General features: G+C 71.3%; 16 protein-coding genes and 1 pseudogene. 4 read left to right on the top strand and 13 right to left on the bottom strand.

What is annotated here, in order from left to right:
• Positions 1-18: 18 nt before the first annotated feature.
• From ABD073_RS01850 to ABD073_RS01840, 3 genes are all read right to left on the bottom strand, one after another.
• A complete protein-coding gene (locus ABD073_RS01850) occupies positions 19-1,611 on the bottom strand; it encodes a hypothetical protein (RefSeq protein ID WP_343872019.1) in 1,593 nt (530 codons plus the stop codon).
• Positions 1,608-2,237: an RNA polymerase sigma factor gene (locus ABD073_RS01845; protein ID WP_343872018.1), complete on the bottom strand. Its 630-nt coding sequence runs from the start codon at positions 2,235-2,237 to the stop codon at positions 1,608-1,610. The genes ABD073_RS01850 and ABD073_RS01845 overlap by 4 nt, the downstream gene beginning before the upstream one ends.
• A gap of 78 nt (positions 2,238-2,315) precedes the next feature.
• On the bottom strand, positions 2,316-3,365 hold the full coding sequence (locus ABD073_RS01840) for a DUF2891 family protein (protein ID WP_343872017.1): 1,050 nt from the start codon (positions 3,363-3,365) through the stop codon (positions 2,316-2,318).
• A 78-nt stretch (positions 3,366-3,443) separates the two neighbouring features.
• On the opposite strand from ABD073_RS01840, the gene ABD073_RS01835 reads away from it, so the two are divergent.
• The 3 genes from ABD073_RS01835 to ABD073_RS01825 are packed head-to-tail and all read left to right on the top strand — an operon-like array spanning position 3,444 to position 5,765.
• Entirely contained in the window at positions 3,444-4,217 is a 774-nt protein-coding gene (locus ABD073_RS01835; protein WP_343872016.1) for a LamB/YcsF family protein, read from the top strand.
• Positions 4,214-4,846: a 5-oxoprolinase subunit B family protein gene (locus ABD073_RS01830; protein ID WP_343872015.1), complete on the top strand. Its 633-nt coding sequence runs from the start codon at positions 4,214-4,216 to the stop codon at positions 4,844-4,846. The genes ABD073_RS01835 and ABD073_RS01830 overlap by 4 nt, the downstream gene beginning before the upstream one ends.
• A gap of 1 nt (position 4,847) precedes the next feature.
• Positions 4,848-5,765: a 5-oxoprolinase subunit C family protein gene (locus tag ABD073_RS01825; RefSeq protein ID WP_343872014.1), complete on the top strand. Its 918-nt coding sequence runs from the start codon at positions 4,848-4,850 to the stop codon at positions 5,763-5,765.
• Here ABD073_RS01825 and metG read toward each other — a convergent pair.
• The 3 genes from metG to ABD073_RS01810 form a co-directional block, all read right to left on the bottom strand.
• Positions 5,743-7,542, bottom strand: coding sequence for a methionine--tRNA ligase (metG, locus tag ABD073_RS01820; RefSeq protein ID WP_343872012.1), 1,800 nt, complete (start codon positions 7,540-7,542; stop codon positions 5,743-5,745). The two genes, ABD073_RS01825 and metG, sit on opposite strands and share 23 nt — an antisense overlap.
• Positions 7,543-7,610: 68 nt before the next feature.
• Positions 7,611-8,750 carry a hypothetical protein gene (locus ABD073_RS01815; protein WP_343872011.1) on the bottom strand — a complete coding sequence of 380 codons (1,140 nt, stop codon included), beginning with the start codon at positions 8,748-8,750 and terminating at the stop codon, positions 7,611-7,613.
• Between the two features lie 116 nt (positions 8,751-8,866).
• Positions 8,867-9,772 carry an RNase H family protein gene (locus tag ABD073_RS01810; protein ID WP_343872010.1) on the bottom strand — a complete coding sequence of 302 codons (906 nt, stop codon included), beginning with the start codon at positions 9,770-9,772 and terminating at the stop codon, positions 8,867-8,869.
• Between the two features lie 38 nt (positions 9,773-9,810).
• Here ABD073_RS01810 and ABD073_RS01805 point away from each other — a divergent pair, with 38 nt between their 5' ends.
• A complete protein-coding gene (locus tag ABD073_RS01805; RefSeq protein ID WP_343872009.1) occupies positions 9,811-11,181 on the top strand; it encodes an LCP family protein in 1,371 nt (456 codons plus the stop codon).
• A gap of 3 nt (positions 11,182-11,184) precedes the next feature.
• Here the strand turns inward: ABD073_RS01805 and ABD073_RS01800 are convergent, their stop codons facing one another.
• From ABD073_RS01800 to ABD073_RS01770, 7 genes and pseudogenes are all read right to left on the bottom strand, one after another.
• Complete coding sequence (locus tag ABD073_RS01800) at positions 11,185-11,628, bottom strand: cytidine deaminase (RefSeq protein WP_343872008.1); 444 nt, start codon at positions 11,626-11,628, stop codon at positions 11,185-11,187.
• 1 nt (position 11,629) lies between these two features.
• Positions 11,630-12,982 carry an ABC transporter permease gene (locus ABD073_RS01795; RefSeq protein WP_343872007.1) on the bottom strand — a complete coding sequence of 451 codons (1,353 nt, stop codon included), beginning with the start codon at positions 12,980-12,982 and terminating at the stop codon, positions 11,630-11,632.
• A gap of 134 nt (positions 12,983-13,116) precedes the next feature.
• Positions 13,117-14,283 (bottom strand): annotated as a pseudogene (locus ABD073_RS01790) (ABC transporter permease); the annotation flags it as partial.
• The gene (locus ABD073_RS01785) at positions 14,280-15,884 is read right to left on the bottom strand and encodes an ABC transporter ATP-binding protein (protein WP_343872006.1); all 1,605 of its coding nucleotides are present in this window, start codon (positions 15,882-15,884) and stop codon (positions 14,280-14,282) included. The gene ABD073_RS01785 and the pseudogene ABD073_RS01790, both read right to left, overlap by 4 nt.
• 87 nt (positions 15,885-15,971) lie before the next feature.
• On the bottom strand, positions 15,972-17,096 hold the full coding sequence (locus tag ABD073_RS01780) for a BMP family lipoprotein (protein ID WP_343872004.1): 1,125 nt from the start codon (positions 17,094-17,096) through the stop codon (positions 15,972-15,974).
• A 196-nt stretch (positions 17,097-17,292) separates the two neighbouring features.
• Positions 17,293-18,507 carry an aminoglycoside phosphotransferase family protein gene (locus tag ABD073_RS01775; protein ID WP_386751282.1) on the bottom strand — a complete coding sequence of 405 codons (1,215 nt, stop codon included), beginning with the start codon at positions 18,505-18,507 and terminating at the stop codon, positions 17,293-17,295.
• On the bottom strand, positions 18,504-19,922 hold the full coding sequence (locus ABD073_RS01770; protein WP_343872002.1) for a hemolysin family protein: 1,419 nt from the start codon (positions 19,920-19,922) through the stop codon (positions 18,504-18,506). The genes ABD073_RS01775 and ABD073_RS01770 overlap by 4 nt, the downstream gene beginning before the upstream one ends.
• Positions 19,923-19,926: the final 4 nt, after the last annotated feature.

Here is a 19,926-nt window from a genome sequence, read left to right as displayed (position 1 = left end):
AGAGCCCGCGAACTGAGCTCAGCGCAGCTGGATGGTCTGGCTCCCGTCGGCACCAGTCAGGGTCACCGAGACCGGGCCGGCGGAGACCCGGAAGGGCACCATCTGCTGCTCGTAGATCCAGCGGCCGTGCTCCACCGTCGCCGGCAGCGGCCCGTCGGGGGTGTTGAAGACCACGTGGCTGACGCCCTCGGGCAGCAGGCCCGCGGCGTAGAACATGCCGGCACCGTTCTCCCGCCAGCTCTTGCCCACGTGGAAGGCCTTGGCGGTGCGCTGCCGGCTGGTGTCCGCCTCGACGGTGTAGGAGAAGCCGGCGCCGGCATGGCAGACCAGCGGCGCGCCAGCGGTCTCCACCCAGACCACGTGCCCCGGGCCCGAGACGGCCACCACCCGGCGGTCCGCCGACGTGCTGCAGGCCCTGGCCAGCTGCTGACCCGTCCACTGCGCGGGCAGCCGGGAGGAGACCGAGGTGCGGTCGCCGGGAGCAGTGTGCCAGTCCAGCCAGAAGCCCTGCGGTCGCGAACCGGTCATCTGCACCCAGACCTTCTGCGGGTCGAGGCCGCGCTGCGCCGGGCTTGCCTGGTCCTCCGCCACCCACAGCCCGTCGCGGACCGTGGCCTGCCGGGCGCCGCGCGGGGTGCGCAGCTGCACCCCGGTCACGCCCTGCGGCAGCCGACCCGCGACGACGGTGGTGGTGGCCCGGCCGGAAGCGCGCAGCACCACCGGCTGCGAGACGGCTCCGGCCGGGACCGGGTCCGTGGTCACGGCGGCCTCGCCGTCGGCGGTGCAGGCCTGCAGGCTGCCGTCGGCGAGCACCTGCAGCAGGCCGTGCCCCTCAGGGCTGGCCAGGCTGGCGGACAGGCTGCCCTCCTCGGGCAGGTGCGCCTGACGGCAGGCCTCCTCCAGGGGTCCGCCGGTCAGCCCCCAGGAGCGTTGGATGCCGGGCCAGGGGATCAGCATCTGGGCAGCGGAGACACCGTCGGGCCCGTCGAGCACCACCTCCAGGGCGTCCGGCTCGGCGGCCAGCGCCTCGGTGGGCACCACCCGGTCTGCGACCCACCAGCCGTCCTGCACCCTCACGCCGTCCTCCCCCAGCCGCCCGCGGTCGGCCCCGCCGACGGCCTGGCCACCGGCAGCCAGCAGGTGGTGGTCGCCGATGGTGGTGTCCAGGGTGGCGACGCCGTCGGCGTCCATCCGCCCGGTCCCGACCGCCTGCTCGCTGGCCGAGCAGAGCAGAAACTGCTCCCCGCTGCTGAAGGCCAGCGCGGTGCGTCCCGAGGGGCTCAGCACGACACCCTGAGCAGCCAGGCCCAGCTGCTCCTCATGGCGCACCCGGCAGGACCAGGCCAGGGCATCGCCCACCAGTCCCTCCTCGGGCGTCGCGCTCAGGGCATTCGCCGGCCCTGGCAGCCCGACGCCGTTCATCACCGCCGCACCACCGGCGAGGGCGGCGAGCAGGCCGGCGGCCACCACCGGGGCCAGCCAGCGACGTGGCCGGCCCCGCTGGTCATCCTCGTCGCGGCCGTCGAGCACGTCCTGCTCCACCTCGGCCAGGATCCTGGCGCGTAGCCGTTCGGGTGCCGGGCGAGGTTCGGGAGGGGTGAACAGGTTCATCGCACAGCCTCATCGGTGAGCCGCAGCGCCTGGCGCACGCGGGAGAGACGGGAACGGACGGTGCCCACCGGACAGTCGAGGGCGGCGGCAACCTGTTCGTAGGTCAGCCCTTCCCAGGTCACGAGCCAGAAGACGTCCTGGTGACTGCGCGGGAAGTCGGCCAGCCGGTCCAGGGCGGCCCGGACCCGCTCGTCGGCAGACATCCGCTCCACCACCTCGTCGGCGGGAGCAGCCTCCGCGGGCGGGTCAAGGCGCAGCACGGCCGCATGGCCACGACGGCGGGAGCGGTCATGGTTGCGCAACAGGTTGGTGGCGATGGCGTAGAGCCAGCAGAGCAGCTCCTCAGGGCTGCCGTGCGCCTTGTGGTGGATCCGCCAGGCGGTGAGGAAGACCTCACTGGTGAGGTCCTCGGCCTCGCTCCACGAGACGGTGCGCCGGTAGCAGTAGTTGTAGATCCGGTCACCGAAGCGGTCGTAGAGGTCCGCCATGGCGGCCGCGTCCCCGGCGCGCAGCCGAACGGCCAGGTCGTCCGCGCTGCTGCGCCTCGCCGCGGTGACCGGCTGGGGACCCACCATCGCCACTCCCCCGCTCGTGCGCCGCCGGGGCAGCACCTGGATGCTCGTCATGCCCGGTTGCTGTCCGCAGGCAGCGGATGGTTCCCGGCCCATGGCAGGAATTGTGCCGCTTCGGGCATCCGGATGCTCTTACTGGCGAGCCAGTTCTGCCCGCAGGGCGAAGCTGACCAGCCAGTGGGTGCTCATGAAGTCGCCGTGGTTGATCTGCTCACGGGCCCAGTCCGCCTGCTGGTCGGCAGCGGCCAGCGCCCGCTCCCGACGCGGCGGGACGAGCACCGGGGCCAGTTCGCGCAGCATCCAGGCCCGGACGAGTGCCAGGCCGTAGAGGTGCACCAGCTTGCCGTCGGTGGTGTCGATCACCTGCGGGGTCTCCAGCAGGACGTCGCCCTCCTCCGCGAGCTCGGGCAGGAAGCGCTGCAGCCAGGCCCGGAAGTCCTCGGCCCGGAGCACCTGCTGCACCAGGGCTGCCTCGCACAGCGCCGGTGAGAGGAAGTCGTTGCCGCCCGGCTCGTAGCGCGAGGGATAGTCGGTGTCCTTGCCGTACCAGTGCAGCACGGCTCGCTCCACGGCCACCACGACGTCGGCCCGTCCCAGCTCTCGGGCGGCCTCGAGGCAGAGTGCGACACCGAAGGCCGTGTTGTCGTGCTGCCCGTTGCGCACCGGACGAGTGAGCTTGGGCAGCCAGGCCAGCAGGTTGTCGAAGGCGGCCTGGGCCACCAGCATCACGGCCGGCTCCCAGGCCGGGGCGTGGGGGTGGCCCGAACGGTGCACCGCCACCGCCAGTTGCGTGGCCCAGCCCCAGCCGTAGGGCCGTTCGAAACCGGGATGGGCCCGCAGGTACTGCGCCTCCACGCCACATGCCTCGGGCGTGAGGCGGGCGTCGAGCTCAGCGGTCAGCTCGTCGCGCGTCTGCTGCGAGACGGCCTGCGGGCACAGCTCCATGAGCAGCACGCCTGAGGCCTGCATGTGCACCGACGAGTGCCAGTCGAGGCAGCCGTGGAAGGCCGGGTGCAGCCGCCAGGGTGTGACGTCGCAGTCGTCCGGACCGGTGGACATGTGGGCGGAGGCCCACGGGAACCGGGTGCGCAGGCCGTGGACGACGGTCCTGGCCCAGCCCTCCGCCTCCCGGTCGATGGCGGGGTGGGGGCAGGGCGGGCTGCTCGGCTGGGCCTGGGTCATGGCACCACCCTGCCACCCCGGCGGCCACGCCGCCGGCCTGGCTTGACAGCGGTGCGGCGGTGAACGAGTGTCGGCTCCATGAGCCGCGTGATTGACCTCAATGCCGACATGGGCGAGTCCTTCGGCGCCTGGCAGATGGGGCAGGACGAGGACCTGCTGGAGGTGGTCACCTCGGCGAACATCGCCTGCGGCTTCCATGCCGGCGACGCCTCCACCATGGTGCGCACCTGCTCCGCCGCAGCCCGCCGTGGCGTGCGCATCGGGGCCCACGTCGCCTACCGCGACCTGGCCGGTTTCGGACGCAACTTCATCGACGTCCCGCCCGCGCAACTGCGCGACGAGCTGGTCTACCAGATCGGGGCGCTGTGCACGATCGCCCGCACCGCCGGGACCCGGGTGGACTACGTCAAGCCCCATGGCGCGCTCTACAACGCCATCGTGCACCATGAGGGCCAGGCCGGCGCCGTGGTGCAGGCCGTTGCCGCGGTGAACCAGACCCTGGAGCAGCCGCTGGCGATCCTGGGCCTGCCCGGCTCTGCGGTGCTGGCCGAGGCCGAACGGACCGGGATCCGTGCGGTCCGCGAGGCCTTCGCCGACCGCGCCTACACCGCCGACGGCACGCTCGTCTCGCGCCGGCTGGAAGGGGCGGTGCTGCACGACCAGGACCAGGTGGCCGCACGGATGGTGGAGCTGGTCCGCTCCGGCACGGTCACCGCCGTCGACGGCAGCACCGTCACCATCGACGTGGAGTCGGTCTGCGTGCACGGGGACTCCCCCGGCGCCGTGGCGATGGCGCGGGCGATCCGCACCGCCCTCGAGGCCGACGGCATGGACCTGCGAGCCTTCGCGTGACCCAGGGCCAGTGGTACCGGCTGCGACCGCTGGGGCCCGCGGGCCTGCTGGTGGAGCTGGACGAGCCCGGCATGCGTCGACGCCTGCACCAGGCACTACTCGCAGACCCCGTGGAGGACGTGGTCGAGCTGGTGCCCGCCCAGCACACGGTCGCCGTGCAGTGTCGCGACGAGGCCGCACTGGAACGAGCGGCAAGTCACATCGAGCGGCTGCTGGTCACGGGCCTCGACGAGGCGGACCGGACGGCCTCCGAACCGGTGACCATCGAGGTGCGCTACGACGGCGCGGACCTCGCCGAGGTGGCCCGGATCGTGGGGATCAGCCCCGCCGAGGTGGTGGCCCGCCACACCGGACAGCTGTGGACCGTCGAGTTCGCCGGCTTCATGCCGGGCTTCGGCTACCTGTCCGGCGAGAGCGGCGGCCTGACAGTGCCCCGGCACGAGACCCCACGCACCCGGATCCCGGCCGGCAGCGTCGCGCTCGCCGGTGACCTCACCGGCATCTACCCGCAGGCCTCCCCCGGCGGCTGGCAGCTTGTCGGCACCACCGATGCGCGCCTGTGGGATGTCGAACGCCAACCCCCGGCCCTGCTGGTGCCGGGTGCGCGGATCCGCTTCGAGGCGGTGTGATGTGAGACTGCTGGTGGAACGGCCCGGACCCCGAACCCTCTTGCAGGACGGCGGCCGGCCGGGCCTGGCGCACCTCGGGGTGAGCGCGGGCGGCGCCTTCGATCGGGCCGCCTGGCACCTGGGCAACCGGTTGGTGGGCAACCAGGCGGGGGCGGCCTCGCTGGAACTGCTGATGGGGCAGCTGGCGCTGCGCGCCGTCGACGGTGACATGCTGGTGGCGCTCACCGGCGCCGAGGCGCCGCTCACTGTCGCCGGACGAGGCGTGGACGTGCTGTCCCCCGTGCTGCTGCGCGAGGGGGAGCTGCTGGAGGTGGGCGTGCCGGTCCGCGGCCTGCGCAGCTATCTGGCGGTGCGCGGTGGCCTGGAGGGCCGACGCGTCTTCGGCAGCCTGTCCAGCGACCCGACGCGACAGATGGGCCCTGCGCCGCTGCAGGCCGGGCAGGAGCTGCTGGTCGGGACTGCGGGCCGCGAGGCGCTGCTGGGCACCGACCTGGCGGTGGCAACCGGAGGCCCGAGCGAGCACCTGGAGCTGGGCGCCACCTGGGGACCCCGCGAGGACTGGTTCGCCCCCGAGGCCCGCGCCCTGCTCGCACGTGGCACCTGGCAGATGACCTCGGAGTCGGACCGCGTCGGCGCACGCCTCGACGGCCCCCGCCTCACCCGCGCCGTCACCGAGGAACTGGCCAGCGAGGCCGTGGTGCGCGGCGCGGTGCAGGTGCCCACCTCGGGGCTGCCGTTGGTCTTCGGACCCGACCACCCCACCACCGGGGGCTACCCGGTGATCGCCGTGGTGGACGGGCCCGATGCCGACCGCCTGGCGCAGGCCAGACCGGGCTGCACCGTGGGCTTCAGGCCCCGCCGCTCCCGTCTGGAGCTGCGCGGGGATCGCGGTCCGCTCAGCCCTGCTGCGCGGGGCTGATCGGTGCCCACTCCGGGCCGGTCTGGCCCAGCGACTCGTCGAGCTTGCGGAAGAGCGGCGAGGGCTTGGACAGCGGGGTGCCGGCCACGATCGGCTCGGAGCGCCAGGCGGCCTTCTCCGCGGCATAGTTGCCCATCAGCACCGGGTAGCTCTTCTCACCCTCGCTGACCTCCACCAGGTCGGGCTGCGCGGCCCAGATGCCCTCGCCACCCAGCGCCTCGTAGATCTTCTGCGCGGCGTGCGGCATGAAGGGGGTGAGCAGGGTGTTGCAGTCGCTGACCACCTGCAGGGCGACGTGCAGCACGGTGTCGCGTCGCTCCGGCTGGTCCTTCAGCTTCCACGGCTCCTGGTCGGAGATGTACTTGTTGGCCAGGCTGACCACGCGCATCGCCTCGGTGATGGCGGCCTTGAACTTGCAGTGCTCCAGCAGCTCCCCGACGGTGGTGAAGGCGGCCTTCGAGGCCTCCAGCAGGGCGGTGTCCTGCTCGGTCAGCTCGCCGGCCTGCGGGATGGCGCCCACATTCTTGTGCGCCATCGAGATGGAGCGGTTCACCAGGTTGCCCCACTCATTGGCCAGCTCGAAGTTCACCCGGCGGACGAACTCCTCCCAGGTGAAGTCGGTGTCCTGGTTCTCCGGCCCGGCCACGGCGATGAAGTAGCGCAGCGCGTCGGGACCGAACTCGGCCAGGAAGTCGCCCACGAAGATCGAGGCGCCACGCGAGCTGGCCACCTTGGAACCCTTCATGGTCAGGAACTCCGAGCTCACCACCTCGGTGGGCAGGTCCAGCGCCCCGAACCAGTCCGAAGGCTGTCCGCCCTTGTTCCCCTCGCCATTGGCACCCAGAAGCATCGAGGGCCAGATGACGGAGTGGAAGACGATGTTGTCCTTGCCCATGAAGTAGTAGCTCTTCGCCTGGCCCTCGGTCCACCAGGTCTTCCAGGCCTCCGGGTCGCCGGTGCGACGGGCCCACTCGATGGAGGCGCTCAGGTAGCCGATCACTGCGTCGAACCACACGTAGATGCGCTTCATGTGGTTGTCGCTCCAGCCCTCCAGGGGGATCTGGATGCCCCAGTCGAGGTCACGGGTGATGGCGCGCGGCTGCAGCTCCTTGGCGAAGTTGGCGCTGAAGCGCAGCACATTGGGACGCCAGTCCTGGCGGGTCTCCAGCCAGGCGCCGAGCGCCTCGGCGAAGGCCGGCAGGTCGAGGAAGAAGTGCTCGGTCTCGACGAAGTCGGGCACCTCGCCGTCGATGCGCGAGTGCGGGTTCTTCAGGTCGGCCGGGTCGAGCTGGTTGCCGCAGTTGTCGCACTGGTCACCGCGCGCGCCCTCGTAGCCGCAGATCGGGCAGATGCCCTCGATGTAACGGTCCGCCAGGGTGCGGCCGGTGGACGGACTGATCGCGCCCAGCTGCGTCTTGGCGACGATGTAGCCGTTCTCGTGCAGGGTGGTGAACATCTCCTGCACCACCTGGCGGTGGTTGTCGGTGGTGGTGCGCGTGTACAAGTCGTAGCTCAGCCCCAGGCCCTGCAGGTCGGTGGCGATGATGCGGTGGTACTTGTCAGCGGTCTGCTCGGCGGTGAGCCCCTCGCTGTCGGCCTTCACCTGGATGGCGGTGCCGTGCTCGTCGGTGCCGGAGACCATCAGCACGTCGTGGCCGCTCATGCGCATGAAGCGGGCGAAGACGTCGGAGGGGACACCGAAACCGGAGACGTGGCCGATGTGTCGCGGACCGTTGGCATAGGGCCAGGCGACAGCAGCCAGAACATGTGCACACATGCGGCACAGACTATCGCTGGTGGTGGCCCTGCCCGAACGCGGCACCGCGCCCGGGCAGGGCCGGCCGGTCAGGCGTCGGGGGCGACGAGCACCGGCAGCTGCCGGTCGAACAACTCGGCGAAGGTGCGTGCCGGGTGGACGTAGGACTTGGGCCGGTTGGCCTCCTGCAGCCGGTAGCCCCAGTCGGCGGCCGCGCGTCGCTGGTTCGGGGTGCCGTGGTGTCCACCGGAGGTGAAGCCGCAGTCGCCGATGCCGTAGAAGACGCCGAGGAACTGCTGCACCCGCTTGTACTGCATGCTCAGGCCCTTGGGGTGGGTGGCGAAGTAGGAGGCCGAGGCGTCGGCGTGCAGCTCGGTGCGACGGGTGGTCTCGGCCTCGCCGACGGTCTCGGCGGTGATCATGCCCAGCTCGAACTGCACGTGGTGGCCGAACTCGTGGGCCAGGATCAGCTGCGGCGCGACGTCGCCATAGCCCAGCTCGTCATAGGCCTGCAGGATGCCTGCGCCCATGATGATCCGGTCACTGATCGCGGGGTCGGTGCCGAAGGTGCTGTAGGCGAAGGCGTTCAGCGTCATCAGCGGATTGTCCGCATCCAGCGTCGGCGAGCTGGCGAGGTAGTCGTGGACGTACTGGGCGTAGGCGGCTGCCGTCACCGCGTCGAGCTCGAAGACCACCTGGTAGATCTCGGTCATCCTCGCCACGTCGGAGTAGACGTGGCCGTTCATGCCCATCAGCTGGATGTCGGAGGAGTTGATGTCCCAGAAGGCGCGCAGCTTCTTGAAGGTCTTGGTCAGCACCTGGGAGTCCTGGCCCAAGGAGTAGGCCTGGTCGGAGCTGGAGCCGAAGAGCAGGGCGTCATAGGTGGGCAGCGCGTCGGCCGCGGTCTCGGCGAGGAAGTCGAGGTCGGCCTGGCTGAGGCGGTCCACCTGGTCCGCGCTCCAGCGACGGAAGTCGGTGTCGGCATCGCACTGGTACTGCGTGGGGTCGATCACCTGGCCAGCCGGTCGCACGTCGGTCAGGCCGTGGCGGGCGTTGAAGGCCTCGGCCCGGGAGGCGAGGTCCACCGGGGCGAGCTTGGCAGGGGCCACCAGGACGGCGGAAGCGGGGGCGGGCGCCGCGGCCAGGCCGACGGCAGGGGTCGAGAGGCACAGGCCGGCCGCCAGGGCGACGGCGGCCAGGCTGCGGGCAGATCGGGTGGTGAGGGACACGGGACCTCCTGGGTGCGGGATGGGCGGGTGCTTGGATTCTGCCCACCAGAGCGCCGCTTGCCCAGTGACCGAAAGGCCAGTCCCAGCCACTGGACCCTCCCCCGCGCTCCGATGGCTCAGTGATCGGCGGGAGTGCCCTGGTGGAAGCGCAGCTGCCAGCCCTGGGCGGTGCGCTGCCACAGCGAGCTGCGCAGCACGACGGCGCCGCGGCTGCGCGAGCGCCAGCGCAGCAGCACCAGCCCGTCGACCAGGGTGTCCACCCCGACCACCTCCAGCGTGGTCCGGTTGGTGAGCGGCTCGATGCTGGCCAGCATCCGGGCCCGGCTCCAGATCCGGCCGGAGGCGCCGATCTCGGTGAAGTCGGGGTGCAGCAGCGCCTCCACCCGGCGCCGGTCGGAGCGCACGCTGTCCAGCAGCAGGCTCTCCTCCAGGGCCACCACGTCGTCGGCGTCGACGCTGCCATGGGCCGCGGGCTCGGTCTCGTCGAAGCTGAACAGGTCCAGCTCCACGGGGGCTGCCGTCGGTGCCACGTCGAGGCTGACCGCCCCGTCGTGGCCGGCACCCTGGAAGCCCGGGCCGGGGTCCACGGCCGTCCCGTCGCGGTAGGCACGGGCAGCGGCCTGGGCCCGCTGGTCGGCCGCCTCGTTCATGGCATGGCCGGCATGGCCCTTCACCCACTCGAAGCTGACCGTCCGCCCGGCGATCACCCGGTCGATCTCCTGCAGCAACTCGACGTTCATCACGGGCTTGCCGTCGGCCTTGCGCCAGCCCTTGCGCTTCCAGCCCGCCATCCACTTGGTGATGCAGTTGATGACGTACTGCGAGTCGCACAGCACGTGCAGCTCTTCGTCGGGGGCCACCGCGGTCTGCTGCAGCAGGTTGAGCACGGCCATCAGCTCACCCATGTTGTTGGTGCCGTGCGGCCAGCCCCCGGAGGCCCAGCAGCCCTCGTCGACGTACCAGGCCCAGCCCGCGGGGCCGGGGTTGGACAGGGACGAGCCATCGGCGGCGGCGGTGATCACCGGGCCATTGTGCCAGCGACCGCCTAGTCTTGTGTCCCATGTCAGTGACCAACTCCCCCGAGCCGCGTCGGGTCGCCCCCACCGACGCAGCTGACGACCCGGCGGGCGCCTCCCCCGCAGCACCGCCCCGGCGACGTCGCCGGCGCGGACTGGTGCTGCTGAGCGCCCTGCTGGTGCTGGCCCTGGCCCTCGCGGCTGCCGGCTTCGGCTACTACCGCCACCTGAACGGCAACCTGACCACGGTGGACATGCCTGGCGACGTGGGCGGCACCGCCGCCACGTTGGAGGGCCTGCCCAAGGGCAGCGCGCAGAACATCCTGGTGACCGGCACCGACTCGCGCCAGGATGCCGACGACTGCAAGCTGGGTGGCTCCTGCGGCAAGGCCAAGATCGACGGCGAGACCAATGCCGACGTGCAGATGGTGGTGCACATCTCCGCGGACCAGACCTCGATGGCCGTGGTGAGCATCCCCCGCGACACCGTGGTGGACCTGCCCGCCTGCGCCGGCAACGGCAAGACCCGCGAGGCCGGCCGCGGCATGGTCAACTCCTCGCTGAACTACGGCACGGACTGCTCCATCAAGACCGTGCACCAGCTCACCGGGCTGCCCATCACCCACTTCGCCATGGTGGACTTCAGCGGCGTGGTGACCCTGTCCGAGGCGATCGGCGGCGTGAAGGTCTGCGTCGACAACGATGTCTACGACCCGCAGTCCCACCTCAAGCTGGCCAAGGGCGAGCACCTGGTGGAGGGCGCCGCCGCGCTGCAGTTCCTGCGAACCCGGCACGGTTTCGGCGACGGCTCAGACCTGGGTCGCACCGTGGCCCAGCACCTCTTCCTGGCCTCGCTGCAGCGCAGCCTGGAGAGCAAGGGCACCCTGCTGAACCCGGCCAAGGTCTACCGGCTGGCCGAGGCGGCCACCGAGGCGCTCACCGTGGACAAGGGCCTGGCCAGCGTCGCCACCCTGGCCCAGCTGGCCACCACCGCCGGCTCCATCCCTGCCTCCGCCACCAGCTTCGTCACCATGCCGACCGTGCCCGACCCGGCCGATGCCAACCGGGTGGTGCCCGCCGAGAGCGCGAAGACGCTCTTCCAGAAGTTGGCGGCCGACCAGCCGCTGGTCACCCCGAAGCCCTCGGCGAAGGCCTCGGCACCGGCCTCCTCGGCACCGGCCTCCTCGGCCAGCCCGACGGCCAGCACGCAGGAGTCTTCGGGTGCAGCGTCGAGCAGCACGCCCTCGGCCAGCACGTCCACCGACGCCGCCCACGACGGCTCGGCGCAGCTGTCCAGCGATGCCACCGGCTGCGCCCCGGTGAGCCAGCAGCTCACCGTCGAGCTGAATGGCCAGGCGATGACCCCGACGCGCGCCTACCAGCTCTCGCCCGGCATCCCGGACTCGGACGCCTGAGACTCACACCGCCGGGTCGGGCCCGCCGCGTGCGGCCTCGACCTCGGCCAGGTCGGCGGGGCCGAAGGCCTGCGGCAGCACCTCGGCCATGGTGAGCACGCCGCGTGGGGTGTCCACCAGCAGCTCGTTGCCGCCGTGCTCGAACAGGAGCTGGCGGCAGCGCCCGCAGGGCATGATCCGTTCCCCCAGCGAGTTGCAGCAGGTGAAGGCCACCAGGCGGCCACCGCCTCCGGCCACCAGCTCGCTGACCAGGCCGCACTCGGCGCACAGGGTCACGCCGTAGCCGGCATTCTCCACATTGCAGCCGCTGACCACGCGCCCGTCGTCCACCAGCGCCGCCGCGCCCACCCGGTAGCCCGAGTAGGGGACGTAGGCGCGCTGGTTCAGCTGGCGGGCGCGTTCGCGCAGCGCCTCCCAGTCGATCCCAGGACGCCCAGGCGTGGCCATCTCAGTGGCCTTCCTTGACATAGGGCTGGCCGTCGGCGGCAGGTCCTCGGACCCGGCCGACCAGGCCGGCCACCGCGATGATGGTGGCGATGTAGGGCAGCATCAGCAGGAACTGGCTGGGTGCGGGCGTGTTCAGCGTCGACAGCTGCGAGGCCATCTGCTTCACGAAGCCGAAGAAGAGCGCCATCAGCGCGGCCAGCACCGGGTGCCAGCGGCCCATGATCAGCGCGGCCAGGGCGATGAAGCCGTTGCCGACGGTGATGTCCTTGGCGAAGGCACCGGTGGATCCGACGGTGAAGAAGGCGCCGCCCAGGCCGGCGAAGACGCCGCCGGCCAGCACGGCCGACCAGCGGGTGCGGGCCACGTTGATGCCGACGGTGTCCGCGGCCTTCGGGTGCTCACCGACGGCGCGCACGTGCAGGCCCCAGCGGGTGCGGTAGAGCAGGAACCAGACCAGTACCACCGAGGCCAGCGCCAGGTAGGCCAGCGCGGTCTGGGTGAACAGGACGGGACCGAAGAAGGGGATCTTGCTCAGCCCGGGGATGGCGATGGTCTGCATCTGGGGCGCCTGGTTCAGCTCGGCCGACTTGGGCTGGATCAGCTGGTCGAACAGGTAGCCGGTGATGCCGGAGGCGAACAGGTTGATCACCACGCCCATCACCACCTGGTCCACCAGGTAGGTGATGGTGAACAGCGCCAGCAGCGCGGCCATCAGCACGCCCGCGATCACCGCGGCCACCAGGGCGGCGACGATTGACTTGGTGGTGGAGCCCACCACCGCGGCGGCGAAGGCGGCCACCAGGAACTGCCCCTCGATGGCCACGTTCACCACGCCGGCCCGCTCGCTGAGCACGCCCGCCAGGGCGCCCAGCACCAGCGGGGTGGCGATGGCGAGGGTGCCGTTGAGCTGGTTGGAGACCGGGAAGGGCAGGTCACGCCCGGCCGCGGCCCAGGCCAGGAAGCCGATCATCACGGCCAGGCCGGCGACGGTGCCCGCCACGGCCGGCATCCGGCCGCTCAGCCGACCCGAGAGGTAGCCCAGTCCGGCCAGAAGGGTGAGCAGGCCACAGACCAGCACGGTGGCCAGGCCGGGCACCGTGATGGTGGGCAGCTGGACGGCGTCGAAGGCGTCGGAGAGCGCGAAGCGTGCCGAGCCCTTGGCGGTGAAGGCCAGTGCGGTGAGCAGCAGGCCGAACAGGGTCACCATGGCACCGGTGGTCAGGCGGCTGCGGCGCCCGGCAGCACTCTCCGCGCTGCGCAGCTGCACCTCCTGGCCGTCGTCCAGGGCCTGGGCCGGCAGGCCGGTCCCCGCGGGGATCTGCGCGCCGGTCTGCGGCATCGGGGTCTTCCTCATGCCCGGCCCTCCTTCGAGTCGGCGACGCTCTGGGCAGCGCTCTTGGTCACGGTGCTCTCCTGCGGTGCGGCCACCGCCTGCTGGGCGGCCACCTGCCCGGCCACCGCGTCGCCGCCCACGCCGAGCGCGGCGGGACGGGCCTTGCGGGCCTTCAGGAAGGGGATCAGCGTCCGCACCAGCATCGGGGCGGCCACGAACATCACGATCAGTGCCTGCAGCACGGTGGTCAGCGTGAGCGGGGTCTCCGCCTGCGACTGCATGGCCAGGCCACCGGCGTGCATCGCGCCGAAGAGCAGGCCGGCCAGCACGGTGCCCAACGGCTTGGACCGACCCAGCAGGGCCACGGTGATGGCGTCGAAGCCGATGGTGCCCACCAAGCCCGCGGACAGCGGCGTGGGCAGGCCCAGCTCGTTGGGGCCCAGGGCAGCCTGCACGCCGGCCAGGCCGGCCAGTGCGCCCGAGAGCGTCATGGCCACCACGGTGGTGCGCGAGACGCTCATGCCGGCGGTGGCGGCGGCGTCGGGGTTGGCGCCCACGGCCCTGATCCGGAAACCGGTGGTGGAGCGCTCCATCAGCCACCAGACCCCGACGGCGGCCAGCAGGGCCAGCAGGAAGCCCAGGTGCAGCTGCCCACCCTCCAGGCGCGGGAAGGTGGCGGTGAACTTCACCTCCGGGGCGATCGGGTCCTGACGGCCGGGCCGCAGGAAGGGCTGCGTGGTGAGCAGCCAGGCCAGCATCAGCGTGGCCACGTAGTTCAGCATGATGGTGACGATCACCTCGTGCGCGCCGGTGGCGGCACGCAGCCAGCCGGCGAAGCCGCCCCACAGCGCACCGCCCAGCACGCCGCAGAGCACGGCGAGCGGCAGGTGCACCGCGAGCGGCAGGCCGTCGACGGCGAAGCCGACATAGGCGGCCAGGATGGCGCCCCAGATGGCCTGACCCTGGGCGCCGATGTTGAACAGTCCGGCGCGGAAGGCCAGCGCCATGCCGAGGCCGGCGCTGATCAGCGGCGCGGCAGCCGAGGTGGTCTCGGTGATGGCCTTCCAGCTGCCCACCGATCCGCTCAGCAGGGCCCCGTAGGCACCCGAGATCTTGTCCCAGGAGGCGCTGAGCGCATCGCTGGGGCGGCTGAAGAAGTAGGCCCACTTGCCGGAGACCTCGGGATCGGAGACCACCATCAGGATGGCGCCGATCAGGAAGGCCAGCACGAAGGCGGCCAGCGTGGTGGCCAGCTCGCCCCAGGGGATGCTGGAGGACCACTTGCGATTGGCGCCGGGTGCGCCGGCTGCTGCCGTGCTCACGCGCGCTCTCCTTCCTCGCGCGGGGCCGCGGGCGCCACGCCTGCGGCGGCCAGCGCCTCGTGCTCGGGGACGCCGGCCATCATCAGGCCCAGGGCATCGCGCGGGGTGTCCGGCGGGACGATGCCGACGATCTTGCCGCGATACATCACGGCCACGCGGTCGGCCAGGCCCACCACCTCGTCCAGCTCGGTGGAGACGATGACCACGGCGGTGCCGTTGTCCCGCTCGGCCACGATCCGGTCGTGCAGGAATTCGATGGCGCCGACGTCCACGCCGCGGGTGGGCTGGTTGGCCACCAGCAGGCTCAGCGGGCGGCTCAGCTCACGGGCCAGCACCACCTTCTGCTGGTTGCCGCCGGACAGCGAGGCCACCGGCAGGTCGATCGAGGCGGTGCGGATGTCGAACTCGTCCACCCGGCTGGTGGCGTTCTGGCGGATCTTGTCCATGTTCAGGGCCAGGCCCCGGGAAAACTCGTCGACGTGGTTCAGCACCAGGTTCTCCGCGACACTGAAGGAGCCCACGAAGCCGTCCTTCTGGCGGTCCTCCGGGACGAAGCCGATGCCGGCCTCCAGCGTCTGGTGCGGGTTCAGGTGGCCGATCTCGGAGCCGTCCACCTGGATGCTGCCGCCGGTCACCGGGGTGGTTCCCAGGATGGCCTCGGCCAGCTCGGTCTGGCCGTTGCCCTGGACGCCGGCCAGGCAGAGGATCTCTCCCCCGCGCACGCTGAAGTCGACGTGGTCCACCATCACGGTGCCGGCCGCATTGGCCACCACCAGGTCGGAGACCACCAGGCGCTCGGCACCGAGCTTCGGGGGCTGCTTGTCCACGGTCAACGCGACGGCGCGGCCCACCATCAGCTCGGCCAGCTGGGCCTCGGTCATGCTCGGGTCCGCGGTGCCCACCACCTTGCCGCGACGGATGACGGTGATCCGGTCGGCGATGGCGCGTACCTCGCGCAGCTTGTGGGTGATGAAGACGATGGCCCGGCCCTCGTCGCGCAGGGCCTGCATGACGGCCATCAGCTCGTCGATCTCCTGCGGGGTGAGCACGGCGGTGGGCTCGTCGAAGATCAGGTACTTGGCGTCATTGGCCAGCGCCTTGAGGATCTCGACGCGCTGCTGCACGCCCACCGGCAGGTTCTCGATCACGGCATCGGGATCAACCTGCAGCTTGTAGCGCTCGCTGAGCTCGCGCACCCGGGCGCGGGCGGCCTTCATGTCGACGGTGCCCATGGCACCGGTCTCGCGGCCCAGCACGAGGTTCTCCGCGACGGTGAACACCTCCACCAGCATGAAGTGCTGGTGCACCATGCCGATGCCGGCGGCCATCGCCTGCCGGGGATCGGCCAGGTGCAGCTCGGTGCCGTCCACGCTGATGGTGCCCTCGTCGGCCTGCAGCAGGCCGTACAGCACGTTCATCAGGGTGGACTTGCCCGCGCCGTTCTCGCCCAGCAGGCAGTGGATCTCGCCGGGGCGGATGTCCAGGTCGATGTGGTCATTGGCCACCAGGGGGCCGAATCGCTTGGTGATGCCGCGCAGCTGCAGGCCGGCGCCGTCACCCGGCCCCGCGAGGCCGGTGGAGGCTCGTCGATCGGAATTCACAGGGGAATACTCCCATACAGAAGTGGTGGAAAACCCCCGCCGACCGGGGCTCCGGTCGGCGGGGGCAGTCGCCCTGGCGGGCTCAGATCACTTGGGCTGCGAGGCCGACTCGATCTTGATCTTGCCGCTGATGATGTCGGCCTTGACGGTCTCCAGCTCGGTCTTCAGCTCGGCCGGGACCTTGGAGTCGAACTGGTGGAAGTCGGACAGCTTCACGCCGTCGTTCTCCAGGGTGCCGACATAGGGGTCGGAGGAGAAGGTGCCGTCCTTGGCAGCCTTGATGGCGTCGAAGACCGCCACGTCCATGGCCTTCTGAACCGAGGTCATGATCGAGGAGCAGTAGTTGGCGGCCGAGACGCAGCCGTCGGTGTCCACCCAGACGGCGCTGGCCTTGCCGCCGGACTTCTGGGCCACCTGCAGGGCGCCCTCACCGGCGGGACCGGCCACCGGGAAGATGACGTCGGCACCCTGGCTGGTCAGGGTGGAGGCGATGCGGGAGCCGCCGGCGACGTCGGAGAAGTTGCCGGTGAACTGGCCGCCCTTGGGGTTCTTGGGATCCCAGCCGAGCACCTTGACGCTCTTGGACTTCTGCGTGTTGTAGTACTGCGCGCCCTGGGCGAAGCCGTCCATGAAGATCGTCACGGTGGGGATGTTCATGCCACCGAAGGTGCCTACGGTGCCGGTCTTGCTCATGGCGGCGGCGGTGTAGCCGGCCATGAAGGAGGGCTGGGCGGTGTTGAAGATCAGCGGCTTGAGGTTCTTCAGGCCGGCGGTCTTGGCGGCGTCGTTCCAGTCGACGATGGCGAACTGGACATCGGGGTTCGCCTTGGCGGCGGCCACGGTGGCATCACCCAGCATGAAGCCGACGGTGATGATGATGTTGCACTTGGCCTTCACCATCTCGTTGATGTTCTTGGCGAAGTCGTTGGCGGTGGCGGACTGCATCTCGCCCTGCTCCACCTGCAGGTCCTTGACGGCCTTGACCAGGCCATCGTGCGAGGTCTGGTTGAACGACTTGTCGTCGAAGCCGCCCTCATCGGAGACCATGCACGCCTTGAAGGCGCCCGAGGAGGCGTTGCCGCCGGCGCTGGCGGAGGTGGTCGTGGTGGAGGTGGACGAGGTGGTCGAGGTGGCATCGGGAGCCTTCGCACAACCGGCGATCGACAGGGCGAGGGCCGACAGCATGGCCGGCGCGACGAGGGACTTCTTCACTGAACTGCCTCCTGAGCAGATGGGGACGATCAAGCGCTCCTGCGTGAGTGCACCCGAATCGTAACCCGCTGTTCACCGCTGGGGAGCGACGGGGTGACCGGTCGGCACGAATTGTTGCAGCACCGAGATTCGACCCCACCTGGCGCGATCGTGGACGAGTGTCCGCGATGCCTACCAGCACGGGAATGCAGCCCCTTCAGCCGACCTGGCGCACCAGGGCCTCGGCGGCATCGAGGATGGCCAGGGTCTCGGCACGCCAGTTCGGCTCCTGGCCGCGGAAGGGTCCGGTGGCGAGCGAGATGATCACCGCCGCGGCCCGCAGCCGCAGCTCCACCGGGTCCACCCGCTCGTCGAAGACCGGTACCCAGCTGCGGATCAGGTGGTGCACCCGCCGGGTCTGCACCGCGTCCATCCGCTGCACCGTGGACAGGTGCGCCACCAGGCAGGCCAGGTCGTCGGCGCGGCGGCCCGGGCCGATGGTGTCGACGTCGAGCAGCCCGCAGATCCGGCCGCCGGCGGTGTGCAGCTGCCCCTCGTGGAAGTCACCGTGGGTGGGCTCGTCGCCCATCGGGATGCCCGCCAGGCCGGCCTCCACCTGCTGCACCAGCCAGGCCAGCCGCCGCTCCTGGTCGGGCACCGCGCCCAGCACCACCTGCGCGTAGTGACCCACCGCATCGCTCCATGGCGGGCGGCGCTCCAGCCGGGAGAGGCCGGCCGGGAGCGCATCCAGCAGCTCGACCACCTGCTCCGCGCTGCAGGGCGGATGCTTGTCGAAGATGGCACGGGCCAGCGGGCGGCCGGGCAGCGCCTCGAGCACCAGCAGGTGGTCCTCGGTGGCGGCCAGCACGCGCGGCGAGGGGACGTGCGCCTCCTCCAGCAGCTGGTGGCGGGCCTGGACCTCGTCGAAGAGCCCCTCGCGCAGCACCTTGACGTACCAGGTGCGGCCGTCGACCTCCAGCCGGAGCACGGCCCGACGACGGGGGCGGTAGGTGACCATCTGCAGCCGCAGGTCCTCGGCACGCACCCGGCGGGCCACCAACCCCTGCTGGTTCACCAGCTCCGCCATCCGTTCGGGATAGGCCGCCCGGGCCAGGCCGGGCAGATCCGGGTCGTGCGGGTAGAGCCAGGTGGCGACCTCACGCTCACCGTCGCCGAGCAGACGAGCCCGGCTGTCGCGCTCGTCGGGCCCGCCGGCCCGCACGCTGCAGCCCACCAGCTCCTGGCGGGTGCCGTACGGCCAGCGCACCCGCGCCAGGTAGGTGGCGGTGGTGGAGCGGCCTGGCTGGTTGTCGACGTGGTCCAGCCGCCAGTCGAGCAGCTCTCCCCCGGCCTGGCCGACGGCAGCCGCGAGCAGTGGCTCGGCGCCCTCGCCGCCCAGCAGGACCAGCCCGTCGCCGTCGGTCACGCTCAGGCCTCGGTCGCGACGGTGCTGCCGCCTCCCCGCTCGACGGGGGCCGGGACGGCGGTGGCGCCGGAGCCCTGCAGCTGCTCCTCGCCGTCCAGGCCCTGGTCGGCGCGGCGTGCCTTGAGCCAGGCCACCCGGCGGCCGTCCAGCTCGGCCACCGTGAAGACCACCTGGGCCTGCTCGGTGAGCTGGTCGGCATTGGGCGCGTCGGGGTCGCGGTCAAGCACCACCACCATCTCCTCGCCCACCTCGGGCAGCCGGCCCATCTGGGCCATCACGTAGCCGGCGACGGTGTCATAGGGGCCCTCGGGCAGCAGGTAGCCGTACTTCTCGCCGAAGTCCTCCAGGGTGAGCAGGCCGTCGATCTCGTTCAGCTCGCTGTGCTGGGTCTCGCGGGGCTGGTCGTACTCGTCGGTGATGTCACCGATCAGCTCCTCGACCAGGTCCTCCAGGGTGACGATGCCGGCGGTGCCGCCGTACTCGTCCTTCACGATGGCCAGGTGGGAGTGCGCCCGGCGCATCTCGGTCAGGGCACGCAGCACGCGCACCGTCTCGGGCAGGCCCAGCACCGGGCGGACCAGCTGCTTGATCGGGGTGGAGCGGGTGGAGGGGTCCATGTCCATCAGGTCGCGCACGTGCAGGAAGCCGACGATCCGGTCCCGCGAGCCGTCGGTCACCGGGTAGCGCGAGTGGGGCGCCCCCTGCACCTCGCGGATCGCCTTGTAGGCGGGCATGTCGCCGGGCAGGAAGTCCACCTCGGTGCGCGGCACCATCACCTCGCGCAGGCTGCGCTCGCCGGCCTCGAAGACCTCGTCGACGATGTGTCGCTCCTCGACGCCCAGGGTCTGCGAGCCCACCACCATCTGCCGCAGCTCCTCGTCGGTGACCTCCTCACGGGCGGCCGACGGGTCACCACCCAGCAGGCGCACCGCCACATCGGTGGACTTGCCCAGGAACCAGATCACCGGCCGCGCGATGCGCGCGATGGTGTCCACCAGCGGGGCCAGCGCCAGCGCGAAGCCTTCGGCCCGCTGCATCGCCAGCCGCTTGCTGGTGAGCTCGCCGAGCACGATCGAGAAGTAGGAGATCACCACGGTGACCAGCACCAGCGCCACGGTGCCCGCCAGGGAGGCCGGCAGGCCCAGCGCCACCAGGTGGGGGCTCAGCGCATTGGCGAGCGTGGCTCCACCGAAGGCGGCCGACAGGAAGCCGGAGACCGTCACGCCGATCTGGACGGCGGACAGGAAGAGGTTCGGATTCGAGGTGAGCCGAGCGACGGCCTCGCCCCGCTTGCCCCGCGAGGACAGGTTCTTCACCTGGCTCTCGCGCAGCGAGACCATGGCCATCTCGGCCGAGGCGAAGATGCCGCCGATCAGGATGAACAGGAAGATCAGCGCGATGTTGGTGAGGACCTGGCTCACGGGG

Source organism: Luteococcus peritonei (assembly GCF_039526385.1).
Classification (GTDB): Bacteria; Actinomycetota; Actinomycetes; order Propionibacteriales; family Propionibacteriaceae; genus Luteococcus; species Luteococcus peritonei.
This window is presented reverse-complemented; position numbering and strand designations above follow the sequence as displayed.